Source organism: Erwinia sp. AC075 (assembly GCF_979253995.1).
This window is the reverse complement of sequence record NZ_CEEDEU010000001.1, coordinates 158,325-184,112: the sequence shown is the minus strand read 5'-3', so window position 1 is coordinate 184,112 and position 25,788 is coordinate 158,325. Positions and strand designations below refer to the sequence as shown.

Sequence of the window (25,788 nt, the reverse complement as noted above, 5' to 3'; positions counted from 1 at the left end):
CCTCTTCCCTCCGCCGAGGCGCCCGTGCACTCGATGTTTGAAATGCTGTTAGCCGTGCTGGACCGCGCCGCGCTGATGCTGATCTGCCTGTTCTTCATGACCCGCACGCGCCATTTCCGGCAGCTGCTGCAAAAAGACGAGCATTCACGCCAGGAACTGATCGCCGTTACCGCCATCTTTTCGCTATTTGCCCTGTTTGGTACCTGGAGCGGCATCAACGTTGATGGCTCGCTGGTTAACGTCCGCACCATCGCGATTATGTCCGGCGGCATTCTGTTTGGGCCCTGGGTCGGGATAATTACCGGCGTGATTGCCGGCCTGCACCGTTTCCTAATTGATGTTCATGGCGTGACCTCGGTGCCCTGCCTGATCACCAGCATCATCGCCGGTGTGGTTTCCGGCTATATCAACCTGAAAGTGGTGAAAGAGAAGCGCTGGAGCGTGGGTATTCTCGGCGGCATGCTGTGTGAATCCCTGACCATGATCCTGATTGTCGTCTGGTCACAGCCCACTACCTTAGGCATTGAAATCGTCTCGGAAATCGCGGTGCCGATGATCCTCGGCGCGGTAAGCATCGGGCTGATTGTGCTGTTAATCCAGAGCGTTGAGGGCGAAAAAGAGGCCATTGCCGCCAGACAGGCCAAACTGGCACTGGAGATTGCCAATAAAACCCTGCCGCTGTTCCGGCATGTCAACAGCCAGTCGCTGCGTCAGGTGTGCGACATTATCCGCAATGATATCAATGCCGATGCGGTCGCCATCACCAACAAAAACCAGATCCTCGCCTATGTCGGCGTTGGCGAAGCGAATTACCACAACGGTGATGACGCGATAAGCCCGACCACCGCACGTTCGATCGCCAACGGCGAGATCATCATCAAAAATAACGACGAGGCGCACCGCACGCCGGAAATTCACTCGATGATTGTGATCCCGCTGTGGGAAAAAGGGGAAGTCACCGGCACGCTGAAAATTTACTATCGCCATGCGCACCGCATCACCTGGTCGCTGAAAGAGATGGCGGTAGGCCTGTCGCAAATTATCTCCACCCAACTGGAAGTGTCCCGCGCCGAGCAGCTACGTGAAATGGCGAACAAAGCCGAACTGCGCGCGCTGCAAAGCAAAATCAACCCGCATTTCCTGTTCAATGCGCTGAATGCAATCTCCTCCTCAATCCGCATGAATCCGGATACCGCGCGGCAGCTGATCACCAATCTGGCGCGCTACCTGCGCTATAACCTTGAGCTGAACGATGATGAGATCATCGATATCAAGAAAGAGCTGTATCAGGTTAAGGATTATATCGCCATTGAACAGGCGCGTTTTGGCGACAAGCTGACGGTAATCTACGACATTGATGAAGACGTCAACTGCGCGCTGCCCAGCCTGCTGCTTCAGCCGTTGGTTGAGAACGCCATCGTGCATGGCATCCATCCCTGCCGGGGAAAAGGCGTGGTGACCATCAGCCTGAAAGACCAGGGCGACCGGATCCGCATCGCCGTTCGCGATACCGGTAATGGCATTAGCGAAGAAGTAATGGCGCGGGTAGAAAGCAACGAGATGCCCGGCAATAAAATCGGCCTGCTCAACGTTCATCACCGCGTAAAGCTGCTTTACGGCGAAGGCCTGCATATTCACCGGCGCAATCCGGGCACCGAAATCGCCTTTTATATCAGTAAAAACGGCACGGCTCTGCCGGCCAGTGAAAGCGTCTCTTTACGGGCGTAATGCCCTGCTAACTCCGGGAAAATGATGTGAAAGCGATAATTGTTGAAGATGAGTTTCTGGCCCAGCAGGAGCTGAGCTGGCTAATCAGACAACACAGCCAGCTGACCCTTGAGGCCACGTTTGACGATGGTCTGGACGTGCTGAAATATCTGCAAAGCCACCAGGTTGACGTGATTTTCCTCGATATTAATATTCCGTCACTGGACGGCGTGCTGCTGGCGCAGAACATCAGTAAGTTCGCGCAAAAGCCGCTGATCGTCTTTATCACCGCCTATAAGGAACATGCGGTGGATGCCTTTGAGCTGGAAGCGTTCGATTACATCCTCAAGCCCTATCATGAGATGCGCATTATCACCATGCTGCGCAAGGTCGAAAACACCCTGCAGCAGGCCGCGCACCAGAGCAATCCGGAAGCCGTCCGCAGTTCGGTGCATACCATTAACCTGGTCAAGGATGAGCGGATTATCGTCACCGATATCAACGATATTTATTACGCTGAAGCCCATGAAAAGATGACCTTTGTCTACACCCGACGGGAAGAGTATGTGATGTCGATGAATATCACCGAATTCTGTAGCAGGCTGCCGGAAGAGGCCTTTTTCCGCTGCCATCGATCGTATTGCATCAATCTCAGCAAGATCCGCGAAATCGAACCCTGGTTTAATAACACCTACATGCTGAAACTGCGGGATTTGGAATTTCAGGTGCCGGTCAGCCGCAGCAAAGTAAAAGAGTTTCGCCAGCTGATGCGGTTATAGAGGAAGGAAGCAAGATCAGGGCCGGGAAACCGGCCCTGTTACCACAGTTACAGCACGCTGCCCAGCGTCTGACGCAGGTGCGCACCGGCACCCAGCAGGCCTGGCTGATCGTGAGTGATCAGGAATACCGGAATATTCTGCACGTAATCCTTAAAGCGGCCTTTGTCTTCAAATGCGGCACGGAAGCCGGACGATTTAAAGAATTCCAGGAAGCGAGGCACGATACCGCCGGCGATATACACCCCGCCAAAGGTACCGAGGTTCAGCGCCAGGTTGCCACCAAAGCGGCCCATGATCACGCAGAACATCGCCAGTGCGCGGCGGCAATCGGTGCAGCTGTCATCCAGCGCACGTTGCGACACGTCTTTCGGCTTCAGGTTTTCCGGCACCCGGTCATCTGATTTAACAATCGCCCGATACAGATTCACCAGACCGGCACCAGACAGCACGCGCTCGGCAGAGACGTGGCCCAGTTCCGCACGCAGCACTTCGAGGATCAGGTCTTCTTCTTCACTGTTAGCAGCGAAATCGACGTGACCGCCCTCGCCCGGCAGGCTGACCCAGCGCTTATCAACGTGAACCAGGTGAGCAACGCCCAGACCGGTCCCTGCGCCGTAGACCGCAACAGGCTTGTCGTTGACCGCTTTGCCGCCACCAAACTGCATCACATCGTCTGCGGACAGCATCGGGATGGCCATAGAAACGGCGGTAAAGTCGTTGATGATCTCCAGGTGCTCAAAGCCGAGGTTAGCTTTCATTTTACTGGTGGAGAACGCCCAGTCATGGTTGGTCATCTCGACCCAGTCGTCAGTGATTGGACAGGCAATAGCGATACAGCCGTCGGTAATCTCCTGCTTCTGTTCGTCAAGATAGAAGCGGATCACAGCTTCAAGGCTGTCGTAGTCTACTGTGGAGAAAGTTTTGGCTTGTGAAAGGGCACCGTTTTCTACTTCACACAGTGCCAGGCGGGCATTCGTGCCGCCAACATCACCTACCAAAGCATACTTAGTCATTATTGTTTTGCTCCGCTTACGTCATTTAAACACACTATAAATTTCCCCCACTCAAACAACAACGCCTCCCCGGTCAAAACAGGCACGCGAGGCACGTTAATCGACTACCTTACCTGCCCGCGACGTCCTTGCCCACGGGCATCAATCTGAATTCTGTAACATTATGCAGAATTTCGTTTATTTAGCGCTTCACAGACCGCCTGCAACAGCGGCGGCACGTCAAGTGGTGGCAGTACCACCTCCACCAGCGACAGGCGATCGCTTTGCGCGATAACCTTCATCACTTCAACCAGTTGCACCGTTTGCTCCACCCGCCAACTCTGCGCGGCGCAGTTCAGGCTCAGCGCCTGCGGCAGCTGCGTCCAGTTCCAGGCGGCAATATCATTGTAGCGTTGATGCTCGCCATGGATCGCCCGCTCGACAGTATATCCTGCATTATTCAGGATAAAGATGACGGGTTTCATACCATCCCGCAGCATCGACCCTAATTCCTGGATGGTCAGCTGAGCCGATCCATCGCCGCTAAGCAGCACCACCCGACGATCGGGACAGGCAACCTGCGCGCCATAAGCAGCGGGTAACGTATAGCCAATCGATCCCCACAACGGCTGACTGATAAAGGTCACGCCTTCAGGCAGCCTTAACGCCGCTGCGCCAAAAGCCGAGGTGCCCTGGTCGGCCAGCACAATATCACCAGGCTTAAGAAAATGCTGTATTGCCTGCCAGAAACTGTCCTGCGTGAGCGCGTCTGACGGCACATCGTTGAGCGGCGGAGGCGAAACCTCGGGTTCAGGCCATTGCGCGGCATAACGTTTAACCAGCGGCTGCAGCGCGGTTAATGCGGCGCTCATCGGCAACGGGGTAAAGGTCTTGTCCCCAATGCGGCTGGATGAAAGCCCGATAGCGAGTGTTTTGCCGCTGTCGATATTTTGCGTGAATCCGGCGGTGATGGTGTCGGTATAGAGCACGCCCACGGTAATCAGCACGTCGGCCTGCTCAATAATTTGCTGGGTGTGACCGGCACTGGCAGCACCGGCATAGGTTCCGGCAAAACCGGTATGCTGCTCGGGGAGCACGCCCTTACCCATCAATAAGGTGGCAAACGGCATCGGCGCATCGGTTAACAACTGTTTAAGCTTGCCCTGCTGCTGAGCCCGGTCGGCGAGGAAGTCCGCCAGCATGGCGACGTTTTTTGCCCCCGCCAGCAGTTGGTCTGCCGCATCAGCAAAAGCGGCGACGGTCGCCGCATCGCAGGGCAGTTCTGTCGCCAATGACGTGGCGGCTGGGGTGATTTTTGCCACCGCCACATCGGTTGCTAAGTAAAGGTAGACCGGACGCCGTGCACGTAAGGCGGCGTTAAGCAGGCGGTCGATCTCCTCCACGGCGTTCTCTGGCGTTAATATTGCCTGGGCGACCGTCACCTCCTGCGACATGCGCATAAAGTGACGATAGTCACCGTCACCCAGCGTGTGATGCAGCAGCAGACCTTCGCGGGCGGCGGCCGTTGCAGGCGCACCGACAATATGAATAACCGGTAAGTATTCGGCATAGCTCCCTGCCACGCCGTTTAACGCACTCAGCTCACCGACGCCAAAGGTGGTCAGTAACGCCGCCGCGCCGTGGCAGCGCGCATAGCCATCGGCCGCGTAGGCGGCATTTAACTCATTGGCGCAGCCGACCCAACCAATCTCGCTGCTGGTAATAACATCATCGAGAAACTGCAAATTGTAGTCACCCGGCACGCCGAACAGATGCCCAATTCCGGCTTCCCGTAAGCGCGACAGCAGGTACTCCCCAACGGTAAGACTTTGCATAGCTCTTTCTCCACAGTTGTCCTCAGCAAAGTATTAGCGATATTTTTCAATGCGCAGCACAGTGGCAGGCTGTTGCAGTGGCAAGCTGTCGTTACGCCTCGGAATTATCCTCAAGTTGCGATCTACCGCGCGAACCGGTTCGGTGTAACCGTATACACTGCTATGCTTTCCCGGAAACCGACCTCTACTGAACAGGATTTATTCATGGTTTATCAGGCAGATGCAGAACGTTATCAGAAAATGACCTATCACCGCAGCGGACGGAGTGGCCTCAAGCTACCGGCAATTTCGTTAGGCTTATGGCATAACTTCGGCGACAGCACCCGCGTGGATAACAGCCGTCAGCTGCTGCGCCATGCGTTTGATAACGGTATCACTCATTTCGATCTGGCTAACAACTACGGTCCACCACCGGGTTCAGCTGAAGAAAACTTTGGCCGCATCCTGCGGGAAGACTTTGCGCCGTACCGTGATGAGCTGATCATTTCGTCCAAAGCGGGTTACACCATGTGGGACGGCCCTTATGGTGACTGGGGTTCGCGTAAATATCTGATTGCCAGCCTGAACCAGAGCCTGAAGCGGATGGGACTCGATTACGTCGATATCTTCTATCACCACCGCCCGGATCCTGAAACGCCGCTGGAAGAGACGATGGGCGCACTGGACCACATTGTGCGTCAGGGCAAGGCGCTGTATATCGCGCTGTCCAACTATCCGGCTGAACTGGCGGCAGAAGCCATTGGCATCCTCAAGCAGCTCGGCACGCCATGTTTGATCCACCAGCCGAAATACTCGATGTTCGAGCGTGCGCCAGATAACGGTCTGCTGGACGTGTTGATAAAAGAAGGCGTCGGCAGCATCGCCTTCTCCCCATTGGCTGGCGGCGTGTTGACCGACCGCTACCTGAACGGTATTCCGGAAGACTCGCGCGCGGCCAGCGGCAGCCAGTTCCTCAGCGGCGACCAGTTGACCCCGGAGAAAATGGAGAAGGTGCGTCAGCTGAACACGATGGCGCAGGAGCGTGGGCAGAAACTGTCTCAGATGGCGCTGGCCTGGGTGCTGCGGGAAAACCGCGTGACCTCGGTGCTGATTGGTGCCAGTAAAACCAGCCAGATTGATGATGCGGTTGGCATGCTGCAGAAGCGTGATTTCAGCCAGGCTGAACTGCAAAAAATCAGCAGCATTCTCGGCTAAACCCGTCCCGCCGCGCCCTGCGGCGGGATCTCTCCAGATAAATCTCAAATCTCCCCGGCAGGCAGTTTTTCGGAATCCCCCAGGCGAAACGGCAACAAACTCTTTATAATCTTGGCTGCACAGCGGAGCAGGTGAGCCGTTGATAAGGAGATCCAATGAAACGTTTATTACTTGTTGCCACCTTAGTGGCAAGTTTATCCCCGTTGGCAATGCACACAGCGCAGGCTGACAACGCAAATATCACCTTAGCTCCTGGCGTCTCGTTACATATTGGTGACCGCGATCCGCGCGGTAATTACTGGGACGGCGGCCGCTGGCGCGATGGGCACTACTGGCGCAGCAACTACCGTTATGATGAAGGCCGCTGGTGGCGACACGAGCAGTGGCGCAGGCATGAAGAGATGCGCCGTCGTCACGAATGGGAGCGGGAACGCAGATGGCACGATCGCGAACGTCATCGCGAATACCGTCATCATGAAAGAGAGCGTCATCACGACCACGATCATCGCCATTAAGCGATCAAAAAAGCCGACCTGTTAAGGTCGGCTTTTTTATCGGCTGCGCAGTAATGAAGTCGGCTTACAACCCCATGGCCATCGCCACCAGCAGATACAGATTCAACGCCACCACCACCAGCACAATCACCTTGCCTGCCAGCTGCATCGGGCGTGAGTTCACCATATCGCCCATCAGCTCGCGGTTGCCGGTAAAGGTCAGCAGCGGGATTAACGCCAGCGCGATACCGAAGCTCAGCAGTACCTGACTCATCACCAGGATACGTGTCGGCTCCCATCCGGCAAGGATCACGATAAAGGAAGGCAGCATGGTCACCACGCGGCGCACCAGAATCGGAATGTGAATATGGACGAAGCCCTGCATCACCACCTGCCCGGCCATGGTGCCCACCACGGTGGAAGAGAGTCCGGCAGCCAGCAGGCTCAGACCAAACACCAGCGCCGCTGCGCGACCCAGCAGCGGGTCCAGCGTCAGGTAAGCCTGATCCAGATCGGCAATGCCGGTATGACCGCTAAAGTGGAACGCCGCCGCCGCCGTGGCCATCATCGCCAGATTGACGAAGCCGGCAATGGTCATCGCAATCGCCACGTCCAGCTTGGTCGACGAGTAGCGCTGTTCACGCGAGCCGCCGTCGGGATTTTGCGTTAACGAGGAGTGCAGATAGATCACGTGCGGCATAATTGTCGCGCCCAGCACGCCCGCCGCCAGTAACACCGCATCGGCGGTTGGCAGCGAAGGCACGGCCAGACCCTGCATCAGATCGGTAATCTTCGGCTGTGAGAAGAACAGTTCGATGACGTAAGCCGCCGCGACAAACAGCAGCAGGCCACCAATCACCAGTTCCAGCGGCTTTTTACCGTGGTTTTGCAGCATCAGGATCAGGAAGGTGACCACGCCGGTGAGCACCGCGCCCTGCAGCAGACTGACGCCGAAAATCAGCTTGAAGCCAATCGCCGCCCCGATGAATTCCGCCAGGTCGGTCGCCATGGCAATAATTTCAGCCTGCACCCAGTAAAACCAGACGGCAGGACGCGGGAAACGATCGCGGATATGTTCAGCGAGGTTTTTCCCGGTAGCGATGCCGAGTTTGGCAGACATCAGCTGGATCACCATCGCCATAATGTTGGCCCACACCACCACCCACAGCAGCGTATAGCCATAAGAGGCGCCGGCCTGAATATTGGTGGCAAAATTGCCGGGATCGATATAACCGATAGCCGCGATAAACGCAGGGCCCATCAACGCAAATTTGATTTTGCGCGATCCGCGAACCGTTTGTTCTACTGTGCGGCCTTCAAACATAGTTAGTCCCCTAAACACCTGAAGAGATCATTGTCTTTTAAATGATAATGATTATCAAGCGCATTTGAATGGGTTTTGCATATCGCTCTGATAGCCAGTACTAAGAAATATAGCAAAGGCTATACCTTGATTTCAAACTACTCCATAGCTAAAAAATGAGCAATCACTTTTCGTGCGCCGGTAAAAGCTTAACCTTCCGATGCGTGGGGTGTTTTTTTAAACAGTATCAGGATGTGATCAATCAGGGGATTCTGTCGGGAAGGGTGATAGGTAATTGTTATATTGTGTTCTAGATCTCGTTTTTCAGTTTCTTGTTACATAGAATGTGCAGCGAAATATAACATCCTTCAAAAATGGAGCACACATGTCAGGCATTTTTCATTTTGCTTTGGCGCTGGTGATGGTAGCCGTGCTGGCCTTACTGGTTAGCACCGATCGGAAAAACATCCGCGTACGTTTTATTATACAGCTTCTGGTTATCGAAGTGCTGCTTGCGTGGTTCTTCCTTAACTCTGAAGTGGGTCTTGGCTTCGTTAAAGGGTTTGCGGGTCTGTTCGACAAATTGCTGAGCTATGCAGCACAAGGGACTAATTTCGTTTTCGGCAACATGAGTGATAAAGGCCTGGCATTCTTCTGGCTCAATGTTCTCTGCCCTATCGTGTTTATCTCTGCACTGATCGGGATTTTGCAGCACTTCCGTATCCTGCCGATTGTTATTCGCGCCATCGGTACCGTGCTGTCAAAAATCAACGGCATGGGCAAGCTGGAATCTTTTAACGCCGTGAGCTCGCTGATTTTAGGTCAGTCAGAGAACTTCATTGCCTACAAAGATATCCTCGGAAAAATGTCTCAGCGCCGCATGTACACCATGGCGGCAACGGCGATGTCTACCGTATCAATGTCAATTGTGGGCGCGTACATGACCATGATTGATCCGAAATACGTGGTGGCCGCGCTGGTACTGAACATGTTCAGCACCTTTATCGTGCTGTCGATCATCAACCCGTACAGCGTCGACAGCGAAGAAGAATTGACGCTGGGCGATCTGCACAAAGGGCAGAGCTTCTTTGAGATGCTGGGTGAATACATCCTGGCCGGTTTCAAAGTTGCGGTGATCGTCGCGGCGATGCTGATTGGCTTTATTGCGCTGATTTCAGCGATTAACGCCCTGTTCGATTTCGTCTTCGGCATCAGCTTCCAGGGTGTGCTGGGTTACGTCTTCTACCCGTTTGCCTGGGTGATGGGCGTGCCGGCAGGTGAAGCGCTGAAAGTGGGTAGCATCATGGCAACCAAACTGGTGTCTAACGAGTTTGTGGCGATGATGGATCTGCAAAAAGTGGCGGCTGAACTGTCACCACGCGGCGTCGGCATCCTCTCCGTGTTCCTGGTCTCTTTTGCGAACTTCTCGTCTATCGGGATTGTGGCAGGCGCGATCAAAGGCCTGCACGAAGAGCAAGGTAACGTGGTTTCCCGCTTCGGCCTGAAACTGCTGTACGGCTCAACGCTGGTGAGCGTGCTGTCTGCTTCCATTGCAGGATTAGTGCTGGCCTGGTAACACGCCAGAACGAAAAAAGGCGAACCTGTGATGGGTTCGCCTTTTTTTTACTCGTCGTTCAACGAGGCGTGACCAGCGGTAAATCCAGATGGTCGCGCAACGTGGTTCCCTGATAGCCCTGCCTGAAGGCACCGCGCTTTTGCAGTTCCGGGATGACCCGTTCAGCAAAATTATTCAACGAGGCCGGCATATCAGCGGGCATCAGCACGAAACCGTCGCAGGCTTTGGCCTCTACCCAGGCAATCATCTCGCTGGCAATCTGTTCTGGCGTGCCGGCAATCACCTTAAATGAGGCGCTGGCCGCATAGGCTTTCGCCACTTCGGCCAGCGTTTTCCCCTCTTTCCTTGCCTGAGAAATCACGTACTCAAAGCGCCCTTTGCTGCCGCTGATTTTGTCGAAGATATCCGGGAAAATGTCGTTTTCATCGTGCTGCGACAGATCGTAATTCATGCTGGCAGACATAAAGCTTAACCCGGCTAACGGATTGACCAGTTCATCCAGCTGACGGCGCTTCTCTTCCGCCTCCTGCTGCGTTGCGCCCACAATCGGCATCAGGCCGGGCAGCACTTTACAGGCTTGCGGTGGACGACCCAAGGCGGCCATCTCCTGCTTAAACTGCTGATAAAATTGCTGCGCGCGCGCCATGTCGGGTTGAACGGTGAAAATCACCTCTGCCACCCGGGCGGCGACCTTCTTAAAATCCTCCGAGACGCCCGCCAGAATCTGCACCGGCCTGCCCTGCGGCGAGGCGGCGACGGTCAGCGGCCCTTTGATATGGAAATGCTCGCCGTGAAAATCGGTATAGCTGACCTTTTCCGGATCCATATAAACGCCGCTCTCCTGGTCGGCCACCAGCGCACCAGGCTGCCAGCTGGCAAGCAGCTGATGCACCGCATCGATAAACTCTCCCGCACGCTGATAACGCGCCTGATGGCCTAAATGCTGCTGGCGGCTGAAATTGCGTGCTTCGCCATCATTGGTCGAGGTCACCGCATTCCAGCCCATTCTGCCGGCGCTAAAATGATCGATTGTGGCGATGGTGCGGGCAGTATGGAAAGGCTCACCGTAGGTGGTCGATACGGTTGCGCCTAAGCCAATGCGATCGGTAAACAGGCTCAATGCGGTCAGCAGCGCCATCGGTTCCGGACGGGCATAACCCGGACGCGACTGAACGGTGCTGGCGATGTCGTTACCGTAAATATCATCGATCGACAGTTTGTCGGCGATAAATGCGAAATCAAATCCGGCCTGCTCGGCTTTTTTCACCAGCGTCAGCCAGGTCTGCAGCTGCATCGGATCGTTATTTTGCGCCTCAGGATGCCGCCAGCCTCCGGCGTGCAACCCGGTGTCGCTGAGATAAAGCGCCAGATGCATGCTATTTCCCCTGCGAAAGGCTGAGGTCAATAAAGGAAGCCGCCTTCAGCGGTGCCGGGATCAGGCCATTTTTCACGTAGAAATCGGCGGTATTTTGCTGCACCGCAACCACGTCCTGACTGTTGGTGTCGACGGAGTTCACTTCGCGCTTCACCTTTGCCAGCGCCACGTCCTGCGGGATCCTTAACAGCTTGCTGATGGAGGCCGCATAGGCGTCAGGATGCTGGATGCCCCAGGCGCGGGCACGGCTCAACCGCTGCGTGAAGTCGGCCAGTTCGGCCTTCTTGCTGGCAATGGCGGCGTTGCTGGCCACCAGATAGTTGAGGGCCGGATAGTCTTTACCGTCCGCCAGGATCTGTGCGCCTGACTGATGCGTGGCAAACGACACGTAAGGTTCCCAGGTGGAAACCGCATCGACGCCGCCCTGATCCAGCACCAGCGTCGCTTCTGCTGGCGTGGTAAAGACAAAGCTGACCTGCTTAGGATCGACACCGGCTTTTTGCAGCGCCTGCAAAGCCAGGTTGTGCCCGGATGAACCTTTGACCGTCGCAATGCGTTTGCCAATCAGATCCTTCACGCTGTGAATCGGGCTACCCTTTTTGACGATAATGGCGTTGCCGGCATAGCGCGTCGCCAGGATCCCTTTGGCATCCAGCCCTGCCGCCACGGCGAAAGTTAAGGGTGCATCCCCCACCGAACCGGCATCTATTGAACCTGCGCGCATCGCTTCCAGCAACGGTGCGGCGTTAGCAAACTCATGCCAGTCCAGCGTATAAGGCGTGTTGTTTAACTCGCCGGAGGCTTCAAGGATCGCCCGCGCATTGCCCCGCTGGTCGCCAACTGAAAGCGTATTCGCAGCCAAAACGGGCGCCGTGACCGCCGCGAGAAGTACAGCAAGTGCAGAAAGAGAAAGGGTTTTCATCTGGTGTCTCAATAAGGAGAAAACCCGAGACTAACACCGGCTTTTTTAGAACCTAAATGCATTTATTGCGCATAATTTATGCAAAATGAACATAACGAGCGGCACGCTCACCGTCGGTTGCCTGCGACTGAGTAATAGCTGTATTTGCGCAAAGCTTCGCAGATTAATGAATTTCACACTCCCGCCCATCAACTATACGGTTTTCTCTCTGCCGGCGTTTACCGGCCCTCACCTGGAGAGAACCTGATGAGCATTCAATTCCTCGGTATGATTGGCCATCGCCTGGCGTCCGAAATCATTCCTGCCAGCGGTCCGCTATTCAATAAACAGTACATTGCAGACTTTGCCCGTGCTCATGAGCAGGCCGGTTTCGATCGGGTGTTGGTCGGCTACTGGTCCGATCAACCGGATGGTTTTCTGGTCACTGCGCATGCCGCCGCCAACACCTCAACATTGAAATTCCTGCTGGCCCACCGTCCGGGCTTTGTCTCGCCGACGCTGGCAGCCCGTAAACTCGCTACCCTCGATCAACTCACCGATGGCCGCCTGGCGGTGCATATCATCAGCGGCGGCAGCGATGTTGAACAACGCCGTGATGGTGATTTCCTTAACAAGACCCAGCGCTATGAGCGCACCGATGATTTCCTGAGCGTATTAAGGCAGAGCCTCACTTCCGACACGCCATACGATCACCAGGGCGAGCATTATCAGGTTGAGCAGGCGTTTTCGGCGGTGAAGCCACAGCAAAGCGCGCTGCCGATCTATTTCGGCGGCTCCTCGCCTGAAGCGATCAAAGTGGCAGGTCGTCATGCGGACGTGTTCGCCCTTTGGGGTGAACCGCTGGCCGGTGCCGCAGAAACCGTGCGGACGGTGCGTGCAGAAGCCGCCAGACAGGGCCGCCAGATTGGTTTCAATATCTCCTTCCGCCCGATTATTGCCGCCACGGAGAAAGAAGCCTGGGAAAAAGCCGAGCATATCCGCGAAGTCGCCCGCAAAAAGCTGATTGAATCCGGCCATGATTTTGGTTTGCCGAAGCCGCAAAGCGTCGGCGCGGCCCGCCTGATGGCCGCCGCCAATGAAGGGGAACGCCTCGACAAATCCCTGTGGACCGGCATCGCTAAACTGGTTGGCGGCGGTTATAACTCCACCTCACTGGTCGGTACGCCGGACCAGGTCTCCGACGCGCTGCTGAAGTATTACGACCTGGGCATTGAAAGCGTGCTGATCCGCGGCTTCGATCCGCTGAACGATGCGCTGGATTACGGCCGTGAACTGATCCCGCTGACCAGAGAGAAAGTCGCGGCCCGCAAAGTGGCAAGGAGTGCCTGATGCGTTTTCCTTTTTTACTGGCAGTCGTACTGTCATCGCTCGCCACCTCAGCGCTGGCGGAGAAAGTCACCCTGCGGCTGGGCGATGTGAAAGGCGATCGCTTTATTTCGCTGCGCGAGTCCGGGCAGTTAAAAGACCTGCCTTATGATTTGAAGCTCACCTCTTTCGATTCCGGCGCACCGGTGCAGGAAGCGCTGAACGCGGGCGCGTTGGACGTGGGCTTCACCGGCGATCTGCCGTTCTTATTTGTTTATGCCGCCGGCGCACCGGTAAAAGCGGTGGGTGCCTGGCAAAACAACCCTGACAGCATTGCCTTACTTACCCGCCCGGATTCGGGCATCCACAGCTTAAAAGATCTGAAGGGCAAACAAATTGCCGTCAACCGTGGCGGCTGGGGCCACTATCTGTTGCTGGGTCTGCTGGACAGAGCCGGCCTGAAACCCTCTGACGTCACGCTGCGCTTCCTTGGACCGGTTGATGGACGTGCCGCGCTGGCCAGTCATTCTGTCGATGCCTGGGCTACCTGGGAACCCTACGTCTCTTCCGCCGTGGTGGTCGATCAGGATCTGTTAGTGCCACAGGGCGGCGGCAAAGGGATCCTGTCCGGTTACTCCTATGCCTTAGCCCGTGAAGAAGCGCTGAAGGATCCGGGCAAACGCAAGGCGATAGCCGACCTGCAGGCACGGCTGGCAAAAGCGCAAATCTGGGCGCAGCACCATCCTGAGGCCTTCGCTAAGGCACTGTCGACCTCACTGGGCATGCCAGAAAACATTACCCAACGCTGGATTGCCAGTGCGCAGATCCGCCCGGTGGAATTCACGCCGAAGCTGGCGGATTCCCTGCAGCAATCCGCCGATTTTTTCTATAAAAATCATGTGCTGCCGAAGTCGATTGATGTCCATCAGGCCTTCGATTACAGCCTCTCCAGCCAATCCAATCAGCTGGCCTTAAGCCAGGAGGCAAAACATGAGTGAGTTGAACAGCGCTCGCCTGCGCGAGTTTGTCGGTAGCCTGGCCACGCTGGTGGATGAACAGCCGCAGGAAGCCGATCTGCTTCATCGCGGCAGCCAGCTGCTGCATCAGCTGATCGCCCATGATGACTGGCTTCCCGAGGCGTTTGCCCAGCCAAATCCGGCCCGCTACCAGCAGTATTTGCTGCATGCCGATGCCCGCCAGCGGTTTTCGGTGGTCAGCTTTGTCTGGGGCGCAGGGCAATCGACGCCGGTGCATGATCATCGCGTCTGGGGATTAATTGGCATGCTGCGCGGCGCGGAAATTTCACAGAATTTCATCCGCGATGCGCGCGGGTTATCGCCACATGGCGATCCGGTGCGGCTGGATCCCGGCACGGTTGAAGCGGTCTCGCCGCGGGTCGGCGATATTCACCGGGTCAGCAACGCCTTCAGCGATCGCACTTCCATCAGTATTCATGTTTATGGCGGCAATATCGGCGCAGTTCAGCGCGCGGTTTACAGCGAAACCGGCGAAGAAAAACCGTTTATCTCCGGCTATAACAACGCGTATTTACCTAATATTTGGGATCTTTCACATGGTTTATCATCTACTCCATACCCGCAGTTTTCACGACATCCGTCAGGCGTTGCTTCAGCAGCAGGAGCTGGCGTTAATTGACCTGCGGGAAGAAGCGCAGTATGCCGAAGGCCATCCGCTGTTTGCGGTGAACATTCCGCTTTCAAAGCTGGAACTGGAGATCCTTAACCGGGTACCGCGCTTTGCCACGCCGATTACCGTCTATGACAACGGCGAAGGGCTGGTGGCGCTGGCCATTGAGCGCCTGAAAGACTTCGGCTATGCCAACGTCGCCCTGCTTGAAGGCGGCCTGCAAGGCTGGAAGGATGCAGGCGGTGAACTGTTTATCGATGTTAACTCGCCAAGCAAAGCCTTTGGTGAGCTGGTCGAGAGTCGGGTGCACACCCCGTCGCTGCCCGCGGAAGATGTTCAGGCGTTATTAAACAGCGGTGAACCGGTGGTGGTGCTGGACAGCCGTCGATTCGATGAATATCAGACCATGAGCATTCCTGGCAGCATCAGCGTGCCGGGTGCAGAACTGGTGCTGCGGGTGCAGGATTTGGTTCCTTCGCCAACCACAACGGTTATCGTTAACTGCGCAGGTCGAACCCGCAGCATTATCGGTACGCAGTCGCTGGTGAATGCCGGGATTACCAACCCGGTATTTGCGCTGCGAAATGGCACCATCGGCTGGACGCTGGCCGGACAACCGCTGGAGCATGGCCAGAGCCGACGCTTTGGTGAAAGCAGCGAGACGGCCAAAACCCAGGCCGCGCAACGCGCCCGTCATGTCGCTGACCAGGCAGGCGTCAAGCGTCTGACGCGGGCGCAGCTGCAGCAATGGCAGCAGGATCACGCCCGGACGCTGTATCTGTTTGATGTCCGCGATTCTGAAGAATATGCCGCCGGTCATTTGCCCGGTTCACGATCGGTGCCGGGCGGTCAGCTGGTGCAGGAGACGGATCACACCGCCAGCGTGCGCGGCGCACGCATCGTGCTGATTGATAACGACGGTGCACGCGCCAATATGAGTGCGTCCTGGCTGGCGCAGTTGGGCTGGGATGTGTCGGTACTGGATGGATTGGTTGAGCACGATTTCAGCGAGCAAGGCCCTTGGGTAGCGAAAGTCCCTGCCCTGCCAGAGCAGGAAGAGGTTTCACCCGCCGTGCTGGCGGACTGGCTGAATACGCCCGGTACCCAGGTATTGGACTTCACCACCAGCGCTAACTATGTTGCCAGCCATATTCCGGGCGCAGCATGGCTGCAGCGCGGTTTACTGACGCAGAAAGGCCTGCAGGCACTGCCCGCCGCCGATCGGTATGTGGTGACCTGTGGCAGCAGTTTGCTGGCACGCTATGCCGTGGAAGAGTTGCAGCAGCTTAGCGGCAAGCCGGTCAGCGTGCTGACGGGCGGCAATGCGGCGTGGAGAGCGGCAGGTTTACCCATAGAACAGGGTGAAACGCAGCTGTTACAGCCGAGAAGCGATCGCTATCGTCGCCCGTATGAAGGCACGGATAATTCTGCCGACGCGATGCAGGCGTATTTAGACTGGGAGTTTGGGCTGATTGCGCAGTTAGATCGCGATGGAACGCATGGATTTACGGTGCTTGAACTGAAATAAAACGGATGCTGGGGGAGAGTGAAGCAAGAAAGGAATTGATTGGTGGAGATAAGCGGGATCGAACCGCTGACCTCTTGCATGCCATGCAAGCGCTCTCCCAGCTGAGCTATACCCCCACATAATTCAATCTGTTATCCGGTGCCACAAAATCTGCTGGTGAAGATTTGGTGGAGATAAGCGGGATCGAACCGCTGACCTCTTGCATGCCATGCAAGCGCTCTCCCAGCTGAGCTATACCCCCAAGCCGGATAACCTCGTCAGACAACCGGAGTCGTCTCAACGGCGGGGATAATATGAAACGGGGGTGAAGGTGTCAACGGCAAATTGCCAAACTCTGTCTAATCGCTGAAAAAGCCGCCAAACCGCACCAATTACAGCTTGTTGAGTCACCGTTTATCCAGAGAGAACTGCCTTGAACTGGCCTGTTGAAACGACAAAATAGGGTAAAGAGTGCAATTTCATCCGGTTATTCCTGCCGACACAGTTTGACCGCGCCAATCTTGTAAACAACGCGTTAATTAGCGGTCTAATTGATCTTGTTTTTGTTAATTTCTCGTGCAAAACTGCCCGCGCTTTCGAAGGCCGGAGCCCTCTCAGCGCTGGATGCGCGCGTTTCCCGACGCGACGGAACCGGCCATTTCATCCTTAACTACACCAGAATCAGAGCTCCTATGTCCTTGCATTCACCTAAAGAAATCGCAGCGGTTGCTATTCAATCCGGCGTGGCGAAAAGCCATTCATCTGTTTCGACTTTATTGATCCTTGGCTTCCTGGCCGGTGCGTTTATTGCCCTTGGCTTCCTGCTGGATATCCACGTTATTAACTCCTTACCTGCAGACTGGGGCTCATTTGGCGGCCTGCTGGGCGCTGCGGTGTTCCCGGTGGGAATTATCATGACGGTTCTGGCCGGCGGTGAACTGCTGACCGGCAACATGATGACCATGCCCATTGCCTGGTTCGCGCGTCAGATCAGTGCTTACAGCGTGTTGCGTAACTGGTTTTGGGTCACCATCGCTAACTTTATTGGCAGCATCGCCATCGCCTGGTTCTTTGGTCATATGCTGGGCATGACCGAAGGCGACTACCTGAAGAAGACCGTTGCTATTGCCACCGCGAAAGTAAACGCTGACTTCACTCACGCCTTTATCTCTGGCGTCGGCTGTAACTGGCTGGTCTGCCTGGCGACCTGGCTGGCGTTTGCCAGTAAAGATGTGGTCGGCAAAATCTTTGGTATGTGGTTCCCGGTGATGGCCTTTGTGGCGATCGGCTTCCAGCACGTGGTGGCCAACATGTTCATCATTCCTGCGGCCATTTTTGCCGGTCAGTTAAGCTGGGCGGAATATCTGCCTAACTTTGCCGCCGTGTTCCTCGGTAATACCTTTGGCGGCGCGGTGTTCGTCGGTCTGGCCTATTATATGGCTTACCGTCCGCAGGCAGAGTCAGCTAAAGCGCAGGGCTAATCCCCCTTTCCCTCTGCCTGCGGGCAGGGGGAAATTTCTTCTTTTCAATTGCGAACCGCCTCCCTTTTCAGCGCTTGCTGTTAGTTGTCCACGCAACAAAATCCTGTAATATGTTCGCGTTATCTCACGTCGCAAACAGGAATTGCATTATGAAAAAGGAATGGTTAACACCAGAAGAGCTGGCCCGGGAAACAGGTTTCAGCCGTCAGACGATCAACAAATGGGTCAAGAAAGAGCAGTGGACAACCATGCCGAAAACCGGCGTCCAGGGCGGTAAAGCACGGATGATCCAAATTGATGACCGCGTCAAAACGTATCTAAAATCCACGCGCCATGCGTCGGAACCCTCTGCAACTTACCGCGTTGCCCCCAACTCTCTGCAATCTTTACTGATGACCTCATTGCAGCAAATGAATGCCGCCGAACAGGAAAGGCTTTACGCGTTGCTGTTACGTGAAGGCGTACAAGGTTTACTGAGCCGCCTCGACATCAGCGACGCTCAGGCATAAAAAAACCGGCCAGTTGGCCGGTTTTTTTTATTTGCAGACGTCAGCTGAGATTACTGCTGAGCTTCGCGCTCTGCGATAAAGCTTAATGCCTGATTGATGCGCGCCACTGAGCGCGTTTTGCCGATGGCGTGAACGGTGACATCCAGCGCAGGAGACTGACCGGCACCCGTTACCGCCACACGCAGCGGCATGCCGACTTTGCCCATACCGACTTCCAGCTCATCAGCCGTGGCCTGAATGGCCTGGTGAACGTTTTCTGCCGTCCAGTCAGTTAAAGCAGCCAGTTTGTCACGCACAACTTCCAGAGGCTGGCGAGCGACCGGACGCAGGTGTTTTTTCGCTGCATCGGCATCAAACTCCGCGAAGTCCTCATAGAAGTAGCGGCATGACGCAGCCATCTCTTTCAGCGTTTTGCAGCGCTCACCCAGCAGTTTGACCAGCTGAGCCAGCTCTGGGCCGGTACGCGTATCAATTTTTTCCTGCTCGATGTGCCATTGCAGATGCGTCGCCACATACTCAGGCGCCAGGGTATTGATGTAATGATGGTTCAACCACTGCAGCTTTTCGGTGTTGAAGGCGCTGGCAGATTTGCTGACCGCGTCCAGCTCGAACAGCTCTTTCATCTCAGCAATAGAGAAGATTTCCTGATCGCCATGGGACCAGCCCAGACGCACCAGGTAGTTCAGCAGCGCTTCTGGCAGATAGCCATCATCGCGATACTGCATCACGCCCACGGCACCGTGACGTTTGGACAGTTTTTTCCCGTCGTCGCCGAGGATCATCGACACGTGCGCATAAACCGGCACCTGCGCACCGATCGCTTTCAGGATGTTGATCTGACGCGGGGTGTTGTTGATATGGTCTTCACCGCGGATCACGTGGGTAATTTCCATATCCCAGTCATCAATCACGACGCAGAAGTTATAGGTCGGCGCGCCGTCAGTACGACGGATGATCAGATCGTCCAGCTCCTGGTTGCTGAATTCGATCGGGCCACGGATCTGGTCATCAAAGATCACCGATCCTTCCTGCGGGTTACGGAAACGCACCACGCACGGCTCATCATCGGCATGATGTTCGTGGCTGTCGCGGCAGTGGCCGTCATAACGCGGCTTTTCATGATTCTCCATCTGCTTTTCGCGCAGCGCGTCGAGACGCTCTCTGGAGCAGTAGCATTTATAGGCTGTGCCGGCGTCGACCATCTGATCAATCACCGCGTTATAGCGGTCAAAACGTTTGGTCTGGTAATACGGGCCCTCGTCCCAGTCGAGGTTCAGCCAGTTCATGCCATCCATAATCGCGTCGATAGCCTGCTGGGTGGAGCGCTCCAGATCGGTATCTTCTATACGCAGCACAAACTCACCGTCCTGGTGACGGGCAAACAACCAGGAGTAAAGCGCGGTACGCGCGCCGCCAACGTGCAGATAGCCGGTTGGGCTGGGTGCGAAGCGGGTTTTGATTTTCATTAACAGCTGCCTTATTACGCTATCAGAGTCGCGCATTGCTGGAGGAGGTCAGTAAAGACCAACACAAAGTGGGCAACATTCTACCATCTGCAAACGAATCCTCAACGGCATTCCCCCGGTTGTTAGAGGCCTTTGGCGGAAAAGCCAGCGGCACCCCCCCATTTTTGGATAAAACCCCAACATCTTGATTAAATTTAAGACGAACGAACATTTTCGTTTTAAAAACCGTTGACTCATTTGCCGCGATCCCTATAATGCGACTCCACACAGCGGGGGTGATTAGCTCAGTTGGTAGAGCATCTCCTTTACACGGAGGGGGTCGGCGGTTCGAGCCCGTCATCACCCACCACTCTAAACGGTGGCTCCGCAGTGTTAAGCAGTACCGAAGTTCTCAGAGATGGGTGATTAGCTCAGTTGGTAGAGCATCTCCTTTACACGGAGGGGGTCGGCGGTTCGAGCCCGTCATCACCCACCATCTCTCAGCAGTTTCGTGAAGTACCGAAGTGGGTGATTAGCTCAGTTGGTAGAGCATCTCCTTTACACGGAGGGGGTCGGCGGTTCGAGCCCGTCATCACCCACCACTTCGGGTCGTTAGCTCAGTTGGTAGAGCAGTTGACTTTTAATCAATTGGTCGCAGGTTCGAATCCTGCACGACCCACCAATGTACGAAGGCGCCCTAAAGGCGCCTTTTTGCTATCTGCGATTCGTGAAGGATTTGAACCTGCAGCAGGTCGAGTCGAACGCAGTGAGACAGCGTTGCGACAGCAACGACCCGAAGGGCGAGGCGTAGCCGAGTCATCCTGCACGACCCACCAATGTACGAAGGCGCCCTAAAGGCGCCTTTTTGCTATCTGCGATTCGTGAAGGATTTGAACCTGCAGCAGGTCGAGTCGAACGGAGATAGACAGCCACTCTTTTTCCTTTTCGATTTTTTAGCACTTCTTTTACGATTTTTCTCATCAAGTATCCCGCCACTCCTACCGATAACCGTATTGGTCTATTACACAGGAGAAAGCGATGACTACAATCAGTTCCAACTCCCTATCCTCTATTGGCTCTGGAAGTTCAGGCGGCGGGTCGGCCTCTCAGGTTGCCACCCTCAACAAGCAGATCACCCAACTGCAGGCGCAGTTAAAGGATTTGGGCAACGACACGACGCTGACGGATGAACAAAAGTCTGAACAACAGCAGTTGATCGAAGGCCAGATTCAGATGATTGAAGCGCAGATTGCTCAGGTTGAGCAGCAGCAGGCTGAGAAGGCGCAGGAAAAGCAAAGCAGCGCGAAAGATGACACTGCCAACACCATTTCCAAAGCGGCAGACGGCGTAAACCGCCCTACCGCCACCAACACGCTGAACGTCTATATCTAAAACGCCGGAGTTTTCTTGCGTTGTTGCGTCAGCAGGAGTGCCTGCTGGCGTACTTCCTGCCAGATGGCCTCGGCTGCGGGCGTAAGCGAGCGATTTTTACGGCGCACCAGCACAATGGTGCGGTTAATCTCCGGCACCATACGCCTCACCAGTAACGGCCTGCCTTCAGGCAACGGCAATGCCAGCGCCGGAAGAATACTGATGCCAATTCCCGCTTCCACCATCGGATAGAGCGTGGCGGGATGACCGATCTCCTGCACAATCTCCGCCTGAACCTGCTGGACGCGTAATGCCTCATCGATAAGAACCCGACTGCCGGAGGCATAATCCTGCAGCACCAGCTGCCGCTGGTTAAGCATCTGCCAGTGAATGGTTTGCTGAGCCGCCAACGGATCGTCCTTACGGCACAACAGCAAAAAAGGTTCATCGAGAATTGCTTCCGTTTCGAAATCCTCTTCCGGCAGCGGCCCGACAACAATTCCGAAGTCCACTTCCGCATTGCGAATGCTTTGCAGCACCCATTGCTGAGGACGATCGCGCAGCATCACTTTGATATCAGGAAAATGCTCCGTGCTGGCGGCAAGGCACTGCGGCATTAAATGCGCGGCGATGGTCTGGCTGGCAGCCACCCGCACCGTGCCGCTTCTCTGCTGCCCGTAGCTGCGTACATCCAGCAAGGTGGTATTCAGCTCTTCCAGTAGCCGCTCAAGCCGGCTGGAGAGCTGTTCTCCGGCTTCGGTCAGCAACACTTCCCGCGTGGTGCGGTCCAGCAAACGGATGCCCATCTCCCCTTCCAGCTCTTTAATGCTGTGGCTGACCGCGGACTGGCTCAGTCCAATCAGCTGCCCGGCCTGGCTGAAACTGCCTTGCTGGGCAACGGCGACAAACACGCGAAGTTGACGCAGGGTATAATTCATCTGTTTTATTCATATATGTATTCAATAAATCAATTTTATTTCTAAAACCGCCCAGCGCACAATAGCCCCATCATTTTTTTAACCAGGCATTAACAATGGGCATCTTCCGTATCGATCCACTGATGTTGAAACTGATTATTACCGTGCTGCTGGCAACCTTCCTGCCCGCGCGTGGGCATTTTGTGGAATTCTTTGAATACCTGACCACGGCGGCGATTGCGCTGTTGTTCTTTATGCACGGCGCCAAGCTGTCTAAAGAAAAAATTATTGCCGGTGGCAGCCATTGGCGGCTGCATCTGTGGGTGATGTGCAGCACCTTCGTGCTGTTCCCAATCCTCGGCCTGCTGTTCGTCTGGTGGCACCCGCTGCCGGTAAGCGCGGAAATCTATACCGGCTTCCTGTACCTGTGCATTCTGCCGGCCACCGTCCAGTCAGCCATTGCCCTGACCTCACTGGCAGGCGGCAACGTCGCCGCGGCGGTGTGTAGCGCCTCGGCGTCCAGCCTGCTGGGCGTATTTATCTCGCCGATGCTGGTGGGCCTGGTGATGAACGTGCACAGCGATGCTGCCGGCGGCAGTTTTGAGCAGATCGGTAAGATTATGCTGCAGCTGCTGGTGCCGTTCGTGGTGGGTCACCTTTCACGCCGCTGGATTGCGGGCTGGGTTGAGAGAAACCGCGGGCTGATTGGTAAAACCGACCAGGCGTCGATTCTGCTGGTGGTCTATTCCGCGTTCAGTGAAGCGGTGGTAAACGGCATCTGGCATCGCGTGGGCGCATCTACGCTGCTGTATATCGTTGCAGGTAGCCTGGGGATCCTGTTTGTGGCGCTGGTGATCAACCTGCTGGTCGCACGACTGTTCCGCTTTAATCGCGCAGATGAAATCACCATCCTGTTCTGCGGCTCGAAAAAGAGCCTGGCGAACGGTGTACCAATGGCCAACATTCTGTTCCCGTCGGCCTCGGTGGGCATCATCGTGCTGCCGCTGATGATTTTCCATCAGGTGCAGCTGATGGTCTGCTCGATGCTGGCGCAACGCTATAAAAAAACCGGCGAGAAGCTGGCCGCTAAGCAGAAGGTGGAAGCAAAAGCCGCCGTGGTTGAATCGCAGAAGTAATGCAGACCGGGCTGGTGATCACCCGCGCTTCAGCGGTTTCACCAGCCCATCAAGCCCTTCGATTTTTATCGCGAGGGTGAGCTGCAACAGCTCACCCAGATGACCCGCCGGAAATTCGCCCTTCCGTTCAAACCACAACAGATACTCTTCCGGTAAATCAATCAGCGCCCTGCCCTTATATTTACCAAAAGGCATGATGCTGTTGGCGATTTCAAGCAAATGCTCTTTTTCCATCTCACTCTCCCAGTAAACGGATCATCTCAGCTTCATCAATCACGTCGATACCCAATTCCTGAGCCTTGGCCAGCTTGGAGCCTGCCGCTTCGCCGGCAATCACCAGATCCGTTTTCTTCGAAACGCTGCCGCTGACCTTGGCGCCTAACGCCGTCAGGCGATCTTTCGCTTCATCGCGCGACAGAATCGTCAGTGAACCGGTCAGAACCACGGTTTTTCCGGCAAACGGACTGTCGATCTCTGCCGCATTGACCACTTCAACGGCCGGCCAGTTGATACCCGCTTCTTCCACCAGCTGACGGATCACCTCGCGGTTGCTCTCTTCATCCATAAAGTTACGCAAATGGCTGGCCACCACGGTGCCGACATCCTGTACCGCGATTAGCGCGTCCAGATCGGCGGCCATGATCTTCTCCAGCGAGCCAAAGTGCGCAGCAAGGTTAGCGGCTGTCGCTTCACCCACTTCACTGATGCCAAGGGAGTAAAGGAAACGCGCCAGCGTGGTAGTCTTCGCCTTCTCCAGCGAGTTCACCACGTTTTGCGCTGACTTTGGCCCCATCCGATCCAGCCCGGTGAGTTTGCCTGCGGTAAGCCTGAACAGATCGGCTGGCGTATGGACGTACTCTTTCTCCACCAGCTGATCGATAATCTTGTCGCCCATGCCATCAACATCCAGCGCGCGGCGGGAAACGAAATGCTTCAGTGCGCCTTTGCGCTGAGCACCGCAGATCAGGCCGCCGGTACAGCGTGCAACGACTTCACCCTCGACGCGCTCGACATCGGAGCCACAGACCGGGCAATGGGTTGGGAATACCACTTCGCGCGCATCGTCCGGGCGCTCTGACTCAATCACCCCGACCACCTGCGGGATAACGTCACCGGCGCGACGGATAATCACCCGGTCGCCGATACGCAGCCCAAGACGCTCGATTTCATCGGCGTTATGCAGCGTGGCATTGCTGACAATCACGCCAGCCACCTGCACCGGCTCCAGTCGGGCTACCGGGGTGATAGCGCCCGTCCGGCCCACCTGAAACTCGACATCACGCACGGTGGTCATCTGCTCCTGCGCCGGGAACTTAAACGCCACCGCCCAACGCGGGGCCCTGGCGACAAACCCTAACTGCTCCTGCAGATCCTGTGAATCCACCTTGATGACCACACCATCAATATCAAACCCTAAGGTCGGGCGATCCTGCTCAACCTGACGATAGAAGGCCAAAACTTCCTCGGCAGTATGGCAAAGCTTGATGCGGTCGCTGACCGGCAAGCCCCAGGCCTTAAACTGCTGCAAACGCGCCATATGGCTGCGCGGCATCTCGCCGCCTTCCAGCAGGCCAAAGCCGTAACAGAAAAAGGTCAGCGGGCGTTTGGCGGTGATGCGGGGATCAAGTTGGCGCAGCGAGCCTGCGGCGGCATTGCGCGGGTTGGCAAAAACTTTGTTACCTGTGCGGCGCGCTTCATTATTTAACGCTTCAAATCCTGCCAGCGGCATAAAGACTTCGCCACGCACTTCCACCCGCGACGGGATAATCTCGCCGTGCAAACGCAGGGGAATGGCGCGAATAGTGCGCACGTTGGCGGTAATATTCTCACCGGTTGTGCCGTCGCCACGCGTCGCAGCCCGCACCAGCAGGCCATCTTCATACAGCAGGCTGACCGCCAGTCCATCCAGCTTCAGCTCGCAGCAGAAGGTGATATCGTCGGTATTCTTTAACCGATCCTGCACCCGCTTATAGAAAGCCAGATAGCTCTCTTCATCAAAGGCGTTATCCAGCGACAGCATCGGCACTTCGTGACGAACCTGCTCAAAAGCGCCGAGCGGTGCCGCGCCAACGCGTTGAGTGGGCGAATCGGCGGTGACCAGTTCAGGATGTGCCTGTTCCAGCTCGCGCAGTTCGCGCATCAGCCGATCGTATTCCGCATCGGGAACCTCAGGATCGTCCATCACGTGATACTGATATTCGTGATGGCGGAGAGTGGTTTGCAGCGCAGTGATTTTGTCTTGTACGGATTCCATAGCGGCACCATAGCGATAAAAAACCCCCGACTGGCGGGG

Annotated in this window: 22 protein-coding genes, 6 tRNA genes and 1 other RNA gene; 18 read left to right on the top strand and 11 right to left on the bottom strand. The window is 55.8% G+C overall.

Going from position 1 to position 25,788, the window contains the following annotated elements; all coding sequences use genetic code 11:
- Positions 1-33: 33 nt before the first annotated feature.
- Both AC0IXH_RS00810 and AC0IXH_RS00805 read left to right on the top strand, forming a co-directional pair.
- A complete protein-coding gene (locus AC0IXH_RS00810) occupies positions 34-1,728 on the top strand; it encodes a sensor histidine kinase (RefSeq protein WP_346566372.1) in 1,695 nt (564 codons plus the stop codon).
- A 26-nt stretch (positions 1,729-1,754) separates the two neighbouring features.
- Positions 1,755-2,486: a LytR/AlgR family response regulator transcription factor gene (locus tag AC0IXH_RS00805; RefSeq protein WP_013203266.1), complete on the top strand. Its 732-nt coding sequence runs from the start codon at positions 1,755-1,757 to the stop codon at positions 2,484-2,486.
- Between the two features lie 47 nt (positions 2,487-2,533).
- On the opposite strand, the gene glk is transcribed toward AC0IXH_RS00805, so the two are convergent.
- Both glk and AC0IXH_RS00795 read right to left on the bottom strand, forming a co-directional pair.
- Positions 2,534-3,499: a glucokinase gene (gene glk, locus AC0IXH_RS00800; protein WP_471719757.1), complete on the bottom strand. Its 966-nt coding sequence runs from the start codon at positions 3,497-3,499 to the stop codon at positions 2,534-2,536.
- Between the two features lie 161 nt (positions 3,500-3,660).
- Entirely contained in the window at positions 3,661-5,313 is a 1,653-nt protein-coding gene (locus AC0IXH_RS00795) for an alpha-keto acid decarboxylase family protein (RefSeq protein ID WP_471719756.1), read from the bottom strand.
- 204 nt (positions 5,314-5,517) lie between these two features.
- Between AC0IXH_RS00795 and mgrA the strand changes: the two genes are divergently transcribed.
- Both mgrA and AC0IXH_RS00785 read left to right on the top strand, forming a co-directional pair.
- Complete coding sequence (gene mgrA, locus AC0IXH_RS00790) at positions 5,518-6,507, top strand: L-glyceraldehyde 3-phosphate reductase (protein WP_471719755.1); 990 nt, start codon at positions 5,518-5,520, stop codon at positions 6,505-6,507.
- Positions 6,508-6,662: 155 nt separating this feature from the next.
- Positions 6,663-7,022 carry a DUF2502 domain-containing protein gene (locus AC0IXH_RS00785; RefSeq protein ID WP_013203270.1) on the top strand — a complete coding sequence of 120 codons (360 nt, stop codon included), beginning with the start codon at positions 6,663-6,665 and terminating at the stop codon, positions 7,020-7,022.
- A gap of 64 nt (positions 7,023-7,086) precedes the next feature.
- Here AC0IXH_RS00785 and AC0IXH_RS00780 read toward each other — a convergent pair whose 3' ends face one another.
- On the bottom strand, positions 7,087-8,325 hold the full coding sequence (locus tag AC0IXH_RS00780; RefSeq protein WP_013203271.1) for an Nramp family divalent metal transporter: 1,239 nt from the start codon (positions 8,323-8,325) through the stop codon (positions 7,087-7,089).
- Between the two features lie 364 nt (positions 8,326-8,689).
- Here AC0IXH_RS00780 and AC0IXH_RS00775 point away from each other — a divergent pair, with 364 nt between their 5' ends.
- Positions 8,690-9,880, top strand: a complete 1,191-nt coding sequence (locus AC0IXH_RS00775; RefSeq protein ID WP_013203272.1) for a NupC/NupG family nucleoside CNT transporter — start codon at positions 8,690-8,692, stop codon at positions 9,878-9,880.
- Positions 9,881-9,938: 58 nt separating this feature from the next.
- On the opposite strand, the gene AC0IXH_RS00770 is transcribed toward AC0IXH_RS00775, so the two are convergent.
- On the bottom strand, positions 9,939-11,255 hold the full coding sequence (locus AC0IXH_RS00770; protein WP_013203273.1) for an LLM class flavin-dependent oxidoreductase: 1,317 nt from the start codon (positions 11,253-11,255) through the stop codon (positions 9,939-9,941).
- Position 11,256: 1 nt separating this feature from the next.
- On the bottom strand, positions 11,257-12,177 hold the full coding sequence (locus AC0IXH_RS00765) for an ABC transporter substrate-binding protein (protein ID WP_013203274.1): 921 nt from the start codon (positions 12,175-12,177) through the stop codon (positions 11,257-11,259).
- 246 nt (positions 12,178-12,423) lie between these two features.
- Between AC0IXH_RS00765 and AC0IXH_RS00760 the strand changes: the two genes are divergently transcribed.
- The 4 genes from AC0IXH_RS00760 to AC0IXH_RS00745 are packed head-to-tail and all read left to right on the top strand — an operon-like array spanning position 12,424 to position 16,657.
- Positions 12,424-13,506: an LLM class flavin-dependent oxidoreductase gene (locus AC0IXH_RS00760; RefSeq protein ID WP_053144416.1), complete on the top strand. Its 1,083-nt coding sequence runs from the start codon at positions 12,424-12,426 to the stop codon at positions 13,504-13,506.
- Entirely contained in the window at positions 13,506-14,480 is a 975-nt protein-coding gene (locus AC0IXH_RS00755; RefSeq protein ID WP_105760579.1) for an ABC transporter substrate-binding protein, read from the top strand. Before AC0IXH_RS00760 ends, AC0IXH_RS00755 begins: the two co-directional genes overlap by 1 nt.
- Positions 14,473-15,138 carry a cysteine dioxygenase family protein gene (locus AC0IXH_RS00750; RefSeq protein ID WP_471719754.1) on the top strand — a complete coding sequence of 222 codons (666 nt, stop codon included), beginning with the start codon at positions 14,473-14,475 and terminating at the stop codon, positions 15,136-15,138. The genes AC0IXH_RS00755 and AC0IXH_RS00750 overlap by 8 nt, the downstream gene beginning before the upstream one ends.
- Positions 15,056-16,657, top strand: a complete 1,602-nt coding sequence (locus AC0IXH_RS00745; RefSeq protein ID WP_471719753.1) for a rhodanese homology domain-containing protein — start codon at positions 15,056-15,058, stop codon at positions 16,655-16,657. The genes AC0IXH_RS00750 and AC0IXH_RS00745 overlap by 83 nt, the downstream gene beginning before the upstream one ends.
- Before the next feature lie 40 nt (positions 16,658-16,697).
- On the opposite strand, the gene AC0IXH_RS00740 is transcribed toward AC0IXH_RS00745, so the two are convergent.
- A tRNA-Ala gene (locus tag AC0IXH_RS00740) sits at positions 16,698-16,773 on the bottom strand.
- Between the two features lie 49 nt (positions 16,774-16,822).
- A tRNA-Ala gene (locus AC0IXH_RS00735) sits at positions 16,823-16,898 on the bottom strand.
- Between the two features lie 430 nt (positions 16,899-17,328).
- Between AC0IXH_RS00735 and AC0IXH_RS00730 the strand changes: the two genes are divergently transcribed.
- On the top strand, positions 17,329-18,117 hold the full coding sequence (locus tag AC0IXH_RS00730) for a formate/nitrite transporter family protein (RefSeq protein ID WP_013203279.1): 789 nt from the start codon (positions 17,329-17,331) through the stop codon (positions 18,115-18,117).
- A gap of 149 nt (positions 18,118-18,266) precedes the next feature.
- Positions 18,267-18,626 carry a YfeC-like transcriptional regulator gene (locus AC0IXH_RS00725; protein ID WP_013203280.1) on the top strand — a complete coding sequence of 120 codons (360 nt, stop codon included), beginning with the start codon at positions 18,267-18,269 and terminating at the stop codon, positions 18,624-18,626.
- A gap of 50 nt (positions 18,627-18,676) precedes the next feature.
- Here AC0IXH_RS00725 and gltX read toward each other — a convergent pair whose 3' ends face one another.
- On the bottom strand, positions 18,677-20,092 hold the full coding sequence (gltX, locus tag AC0IXH_RS00720) for a glutamate--tRNA ligase (RefSeq protein WP_013203281.1): 1,416 nt from the start codon (positions 20,090-20,092) through the stop codon (positions 18,677-18,679).
- Between the two features lie 273 nt (positions 20,093-20,365).
- On the opposite strand from gltX, the gene AC0IXH_RS00715 reads away from it, so the two are divergent.
- From AC0IXH_RS00715 to AC0IXH_RS00690, 6 genes are all read left to right on the top strand, one after another.
- A tRNA-Val gene (locus tag AC0IXH_RS00715) sits at positions 20,366-20,441 on the top strand.
- 50 nt (positions 20,442-20,491) lie between these two features.
- A tRNA-Val gene (locus AC0IXH_RS00710) sits at positions 20,492-20,567 on the top strand.
- A 30-nt stretch (positions 20,568-20,597) separates the two neighbouring features.
- Positions 20,598-20,673: transfer RNA gene (locus AC0IXH_RS00705), tRNA-Val, on the top strand.
- Positions 20,674-20,677: 4 nt separating this feature from the next.
- Positions 20,678-20,753 (top strand) — tRNA-Lys (locus AC0IXH_RS00700).
- Between the two features lie 31 nt (positions 20,754-20,784).
- Positions 20,785-20,907: non-coding RNA, RtT sRNA (locus AC0IXH_RS00695), on the top strand.
- A 202-nt stretch (positions 20,908-21,109) separates the two neighbouring features.
- The gene (locus AC0IXH_RS00690; RefSeq protein WP_013203282.1) at positions 21,110-21,463 is read left to right on the top strand and encodes a FlxA-like family protein; all 354 of its coding nucleotides are present in this window, start codon (positions 21,110-21,112) and stop codon (positions 21,461-21,463) included.
- On the opposite strand, the gene AC0IXH_RS00685 is transcribed toward AC0IXH_RS00690, so the two are convergent.
- The gene (locus AC0IXH_RS00685; RefSeq protein WP_053144426.1) at positions 21,460-22,380 is read right to left on the bottom strand and encodes a LysR family transcriptional regulator; all 921 of its coding nucleotides are present in this window, start codon (positions 22,378-22,380) and stop codon (positions 21,460-21,462) included. The genes AC0IXH_RS00690 and AC0IXH_RS00685 overlap by 4 nt on opposite strands.
- A gap of 95 nt (positions 22,381-22,475) precedes the next feature.
- On the opposite strand from AC0IXH_RS00685, the gene AC0IXH_RS00680 reads away from it, so the two are divergent.
- Positions 22,476-23,495, top strand: a complete 1,020-nt coding sequence (locus AC0IXH_RS00680; RefSeq protein ID WP_013203284.1) for a bile acid:sodium symporter family protein — start codon at positions 22,476-22,478, stop codon at positions 23,493-23,495.
- Between the two features lie 18 nt (positions 23,496-23,513).
- On the opposite strand, the gene AC0IXH_RS00675 is transcribed toward AC0IXH_RS00680, so the two are convergent.
- Positions 23,514-23,729 carry a DUF3820 family protein gene (locus tag AC0IXH_RS00675; RefSeq protein ID WP_013203285.1) on the bottom strand — a complete coding sequence of 72 codons (216 nt, stop codon included), beginning with the start codon at positions 23,727-23,729 and terminating at the stop codon, positions 23,514-23,516.
- A 1-nt stretch (position 23,730) separates the two neighbouring features.
- The gene (gene ligA / locus AC0IXH_RS00670; protein WP_471719752.1) at positions 23,731-25,749 is read right to left on the bottom strand and encodes an NAD-dependent DNA ligase LigA; all 2,019 of its coding nucleotides are present in this window, start codon (positions 25,747-25,749) and stop codon (positions 23,731-23,733) included.
- Between the last annotated feature and the right edge of the window lie 39 nt (positions 25,750-25,788).

What these genes read in the sequence shown, in the direction of transcription:
- AC0IXH_RS00725 (WP_013203280.1), top strand. Translation starts at nt 18,267, where the DNA reads ATGAAAAAGGAATGGTTAACACCAGAAGAGCTGGCCCGGGAAACAGGT.
- AC0IXH_RS00755 (WP_105760579.1), top strand. Translation starts at nt 13,506, where the DNA reads ATGCGTTTTCCTTTTTTACTGGCAGTCGTACTGTCATCGCTCGCCACC.
- gltX (WP_013203281.1), bottom strand. Translation starts at nt 20,092, where the DNA reads ATGAAAATCAAAACCCGCTTCGCACCCAGCCCAACCGGCTATCTGCAC.
- AC0IXH_RS00750 (WP_471719754.1), top strand. Translation starts at nt 14,473, where the DNA reads ATGAGTGAGTTGAACAGCGCTCGCCTGCGCGAGTTTGTCGGTAGCCTG.
- AC0IXH_RS00770 (WP_013203273.1), bottom strand. Translation starts at nt 11,255, where the DNA reads ATGCATCTGGCGCTTTATCTCAGCGACACCGGGTTGCACGCCGGAGGC.
- AC0IXH_RS00785 (WP_013203270.1), top strand. Translation starts at nt 6,663, where the DNA reads ATGAAACGTTTATTACTTGTTGCCACCTTAGTGGCAAGTTTATCCCCG.
- AC0IXH_RS00690 (WP_013203282.1), top strand. Translation starts at nt 21,110, where the DNA reads ATGACTACAATCAGTTCCAACTCCCTATCCTCTATTGGCTCTGGAAGT.
- AC0IXH_RS00795 (WP_471719756.1), bottom strand. Translation starts at nt 5,313, where the DNA reads ATGCAAAGTCTTACCGTTGGGGAGTACCTGCTGTCGCGCTTACGGGAA.
- AC0IXH_RS00760 (WP_053144416.1), top strand. Translation starts at nt 12,424, where the DNA reads ATGAGCATTCAATTCCTCGGTATGATTGGCCATCGCCTGGCGTCCGAA.
- ligA (WP_471719752.1), bottom strand. Translation starts at nt 25,749, where the DNA reads ATGGAATCCGTACAAGACAAAATCACTGCGCTGCAAACCACTCTCCGC.
- AC0IXH_RS00775 (WP_013203272.1), top strand. Translation starts at nt 8,690, where the DNA reads ATGTCAGGCATTTTTCATTTTGCTTTGGCGCTGGTGATGGTAGCCGTG.
- AC0IXH_RS00765 (WP_013203274.1), bottom strand. Translation starts at nt 12,177, where the DNA reads ATGAAAACCCTTTCTCTTTCTGCACTTGCTGTACTTCTCGCGGCGGTC.
- AC0IXH_RS00780 (WP_013203271.1), bottom strand. Translation starts at nt 8,325, where the DNA reads ATGTTTGAAGGCCGCACAGTAGAACAAACGGTTCGCGGATCGCGCAAA.
- glk (WP_471719757.1), bottom strand. Translation starts at nt 3,499, where the DNA reads ATGACTAAGTATGCTTTGGTAGGTGATGTTGGCGGCACGAATGCCCGC.
- AC0IXH_RS00730 (WP_013203279.1), top strand. Translation starts at nt 17,329, where the DNA reads ATGTCCTTGCATTCACCTAAAGAAATCGCAGCGGTTGCTATTCAATCC.
- AC0IXH_RS00675 (WP_013203285.1), bottom strand. Translation starts at nt 23,729, where the DNA reads ATGGAAAAAGAGCATTTGCTTGAAATCGCCAACAGCATCATGCCTTTT.
- mgrA (WP_471719755.1), top strand. Translation starts at nt 5,518, where the DNA reads ATGGTTTATCAGGCAGATGCAGAACGTTATCAGAAAATGACCTATCAC.
- AC0IXH_RS00680 (WP_013203284.1), top strand. Translation starts at nt 22,476, where the DNA reads ATGGGCATCTTCCGTATCGATCCACTGATGTTGAAACTGATTATTACC.
- AC0IXH_RS00810 (WP_346566372.1), top strand. Translation starts at nt 34, where the DNA reads ATGTTTGAAATGCTGTTAGCCGTGCTGGACCGCGCCGCGCTGATGCTG.
- AC0IXH_RS00745 (WP_471719753.1), top strand. Translation starts at nt 15,056, where the DNA reads ATGGTTTATCATCTACTCCATACCCGCAGTTTTCACGACATCCGTCAG.
- AC0IXH_RS00685 (WP_053144426.1), bottom strand. Translation starts at nt 22,380, where the DNA reads ATGAATTATACCCTGCGTCAACTTCGCGTGTTTGTCGCCGTTGCCCAG.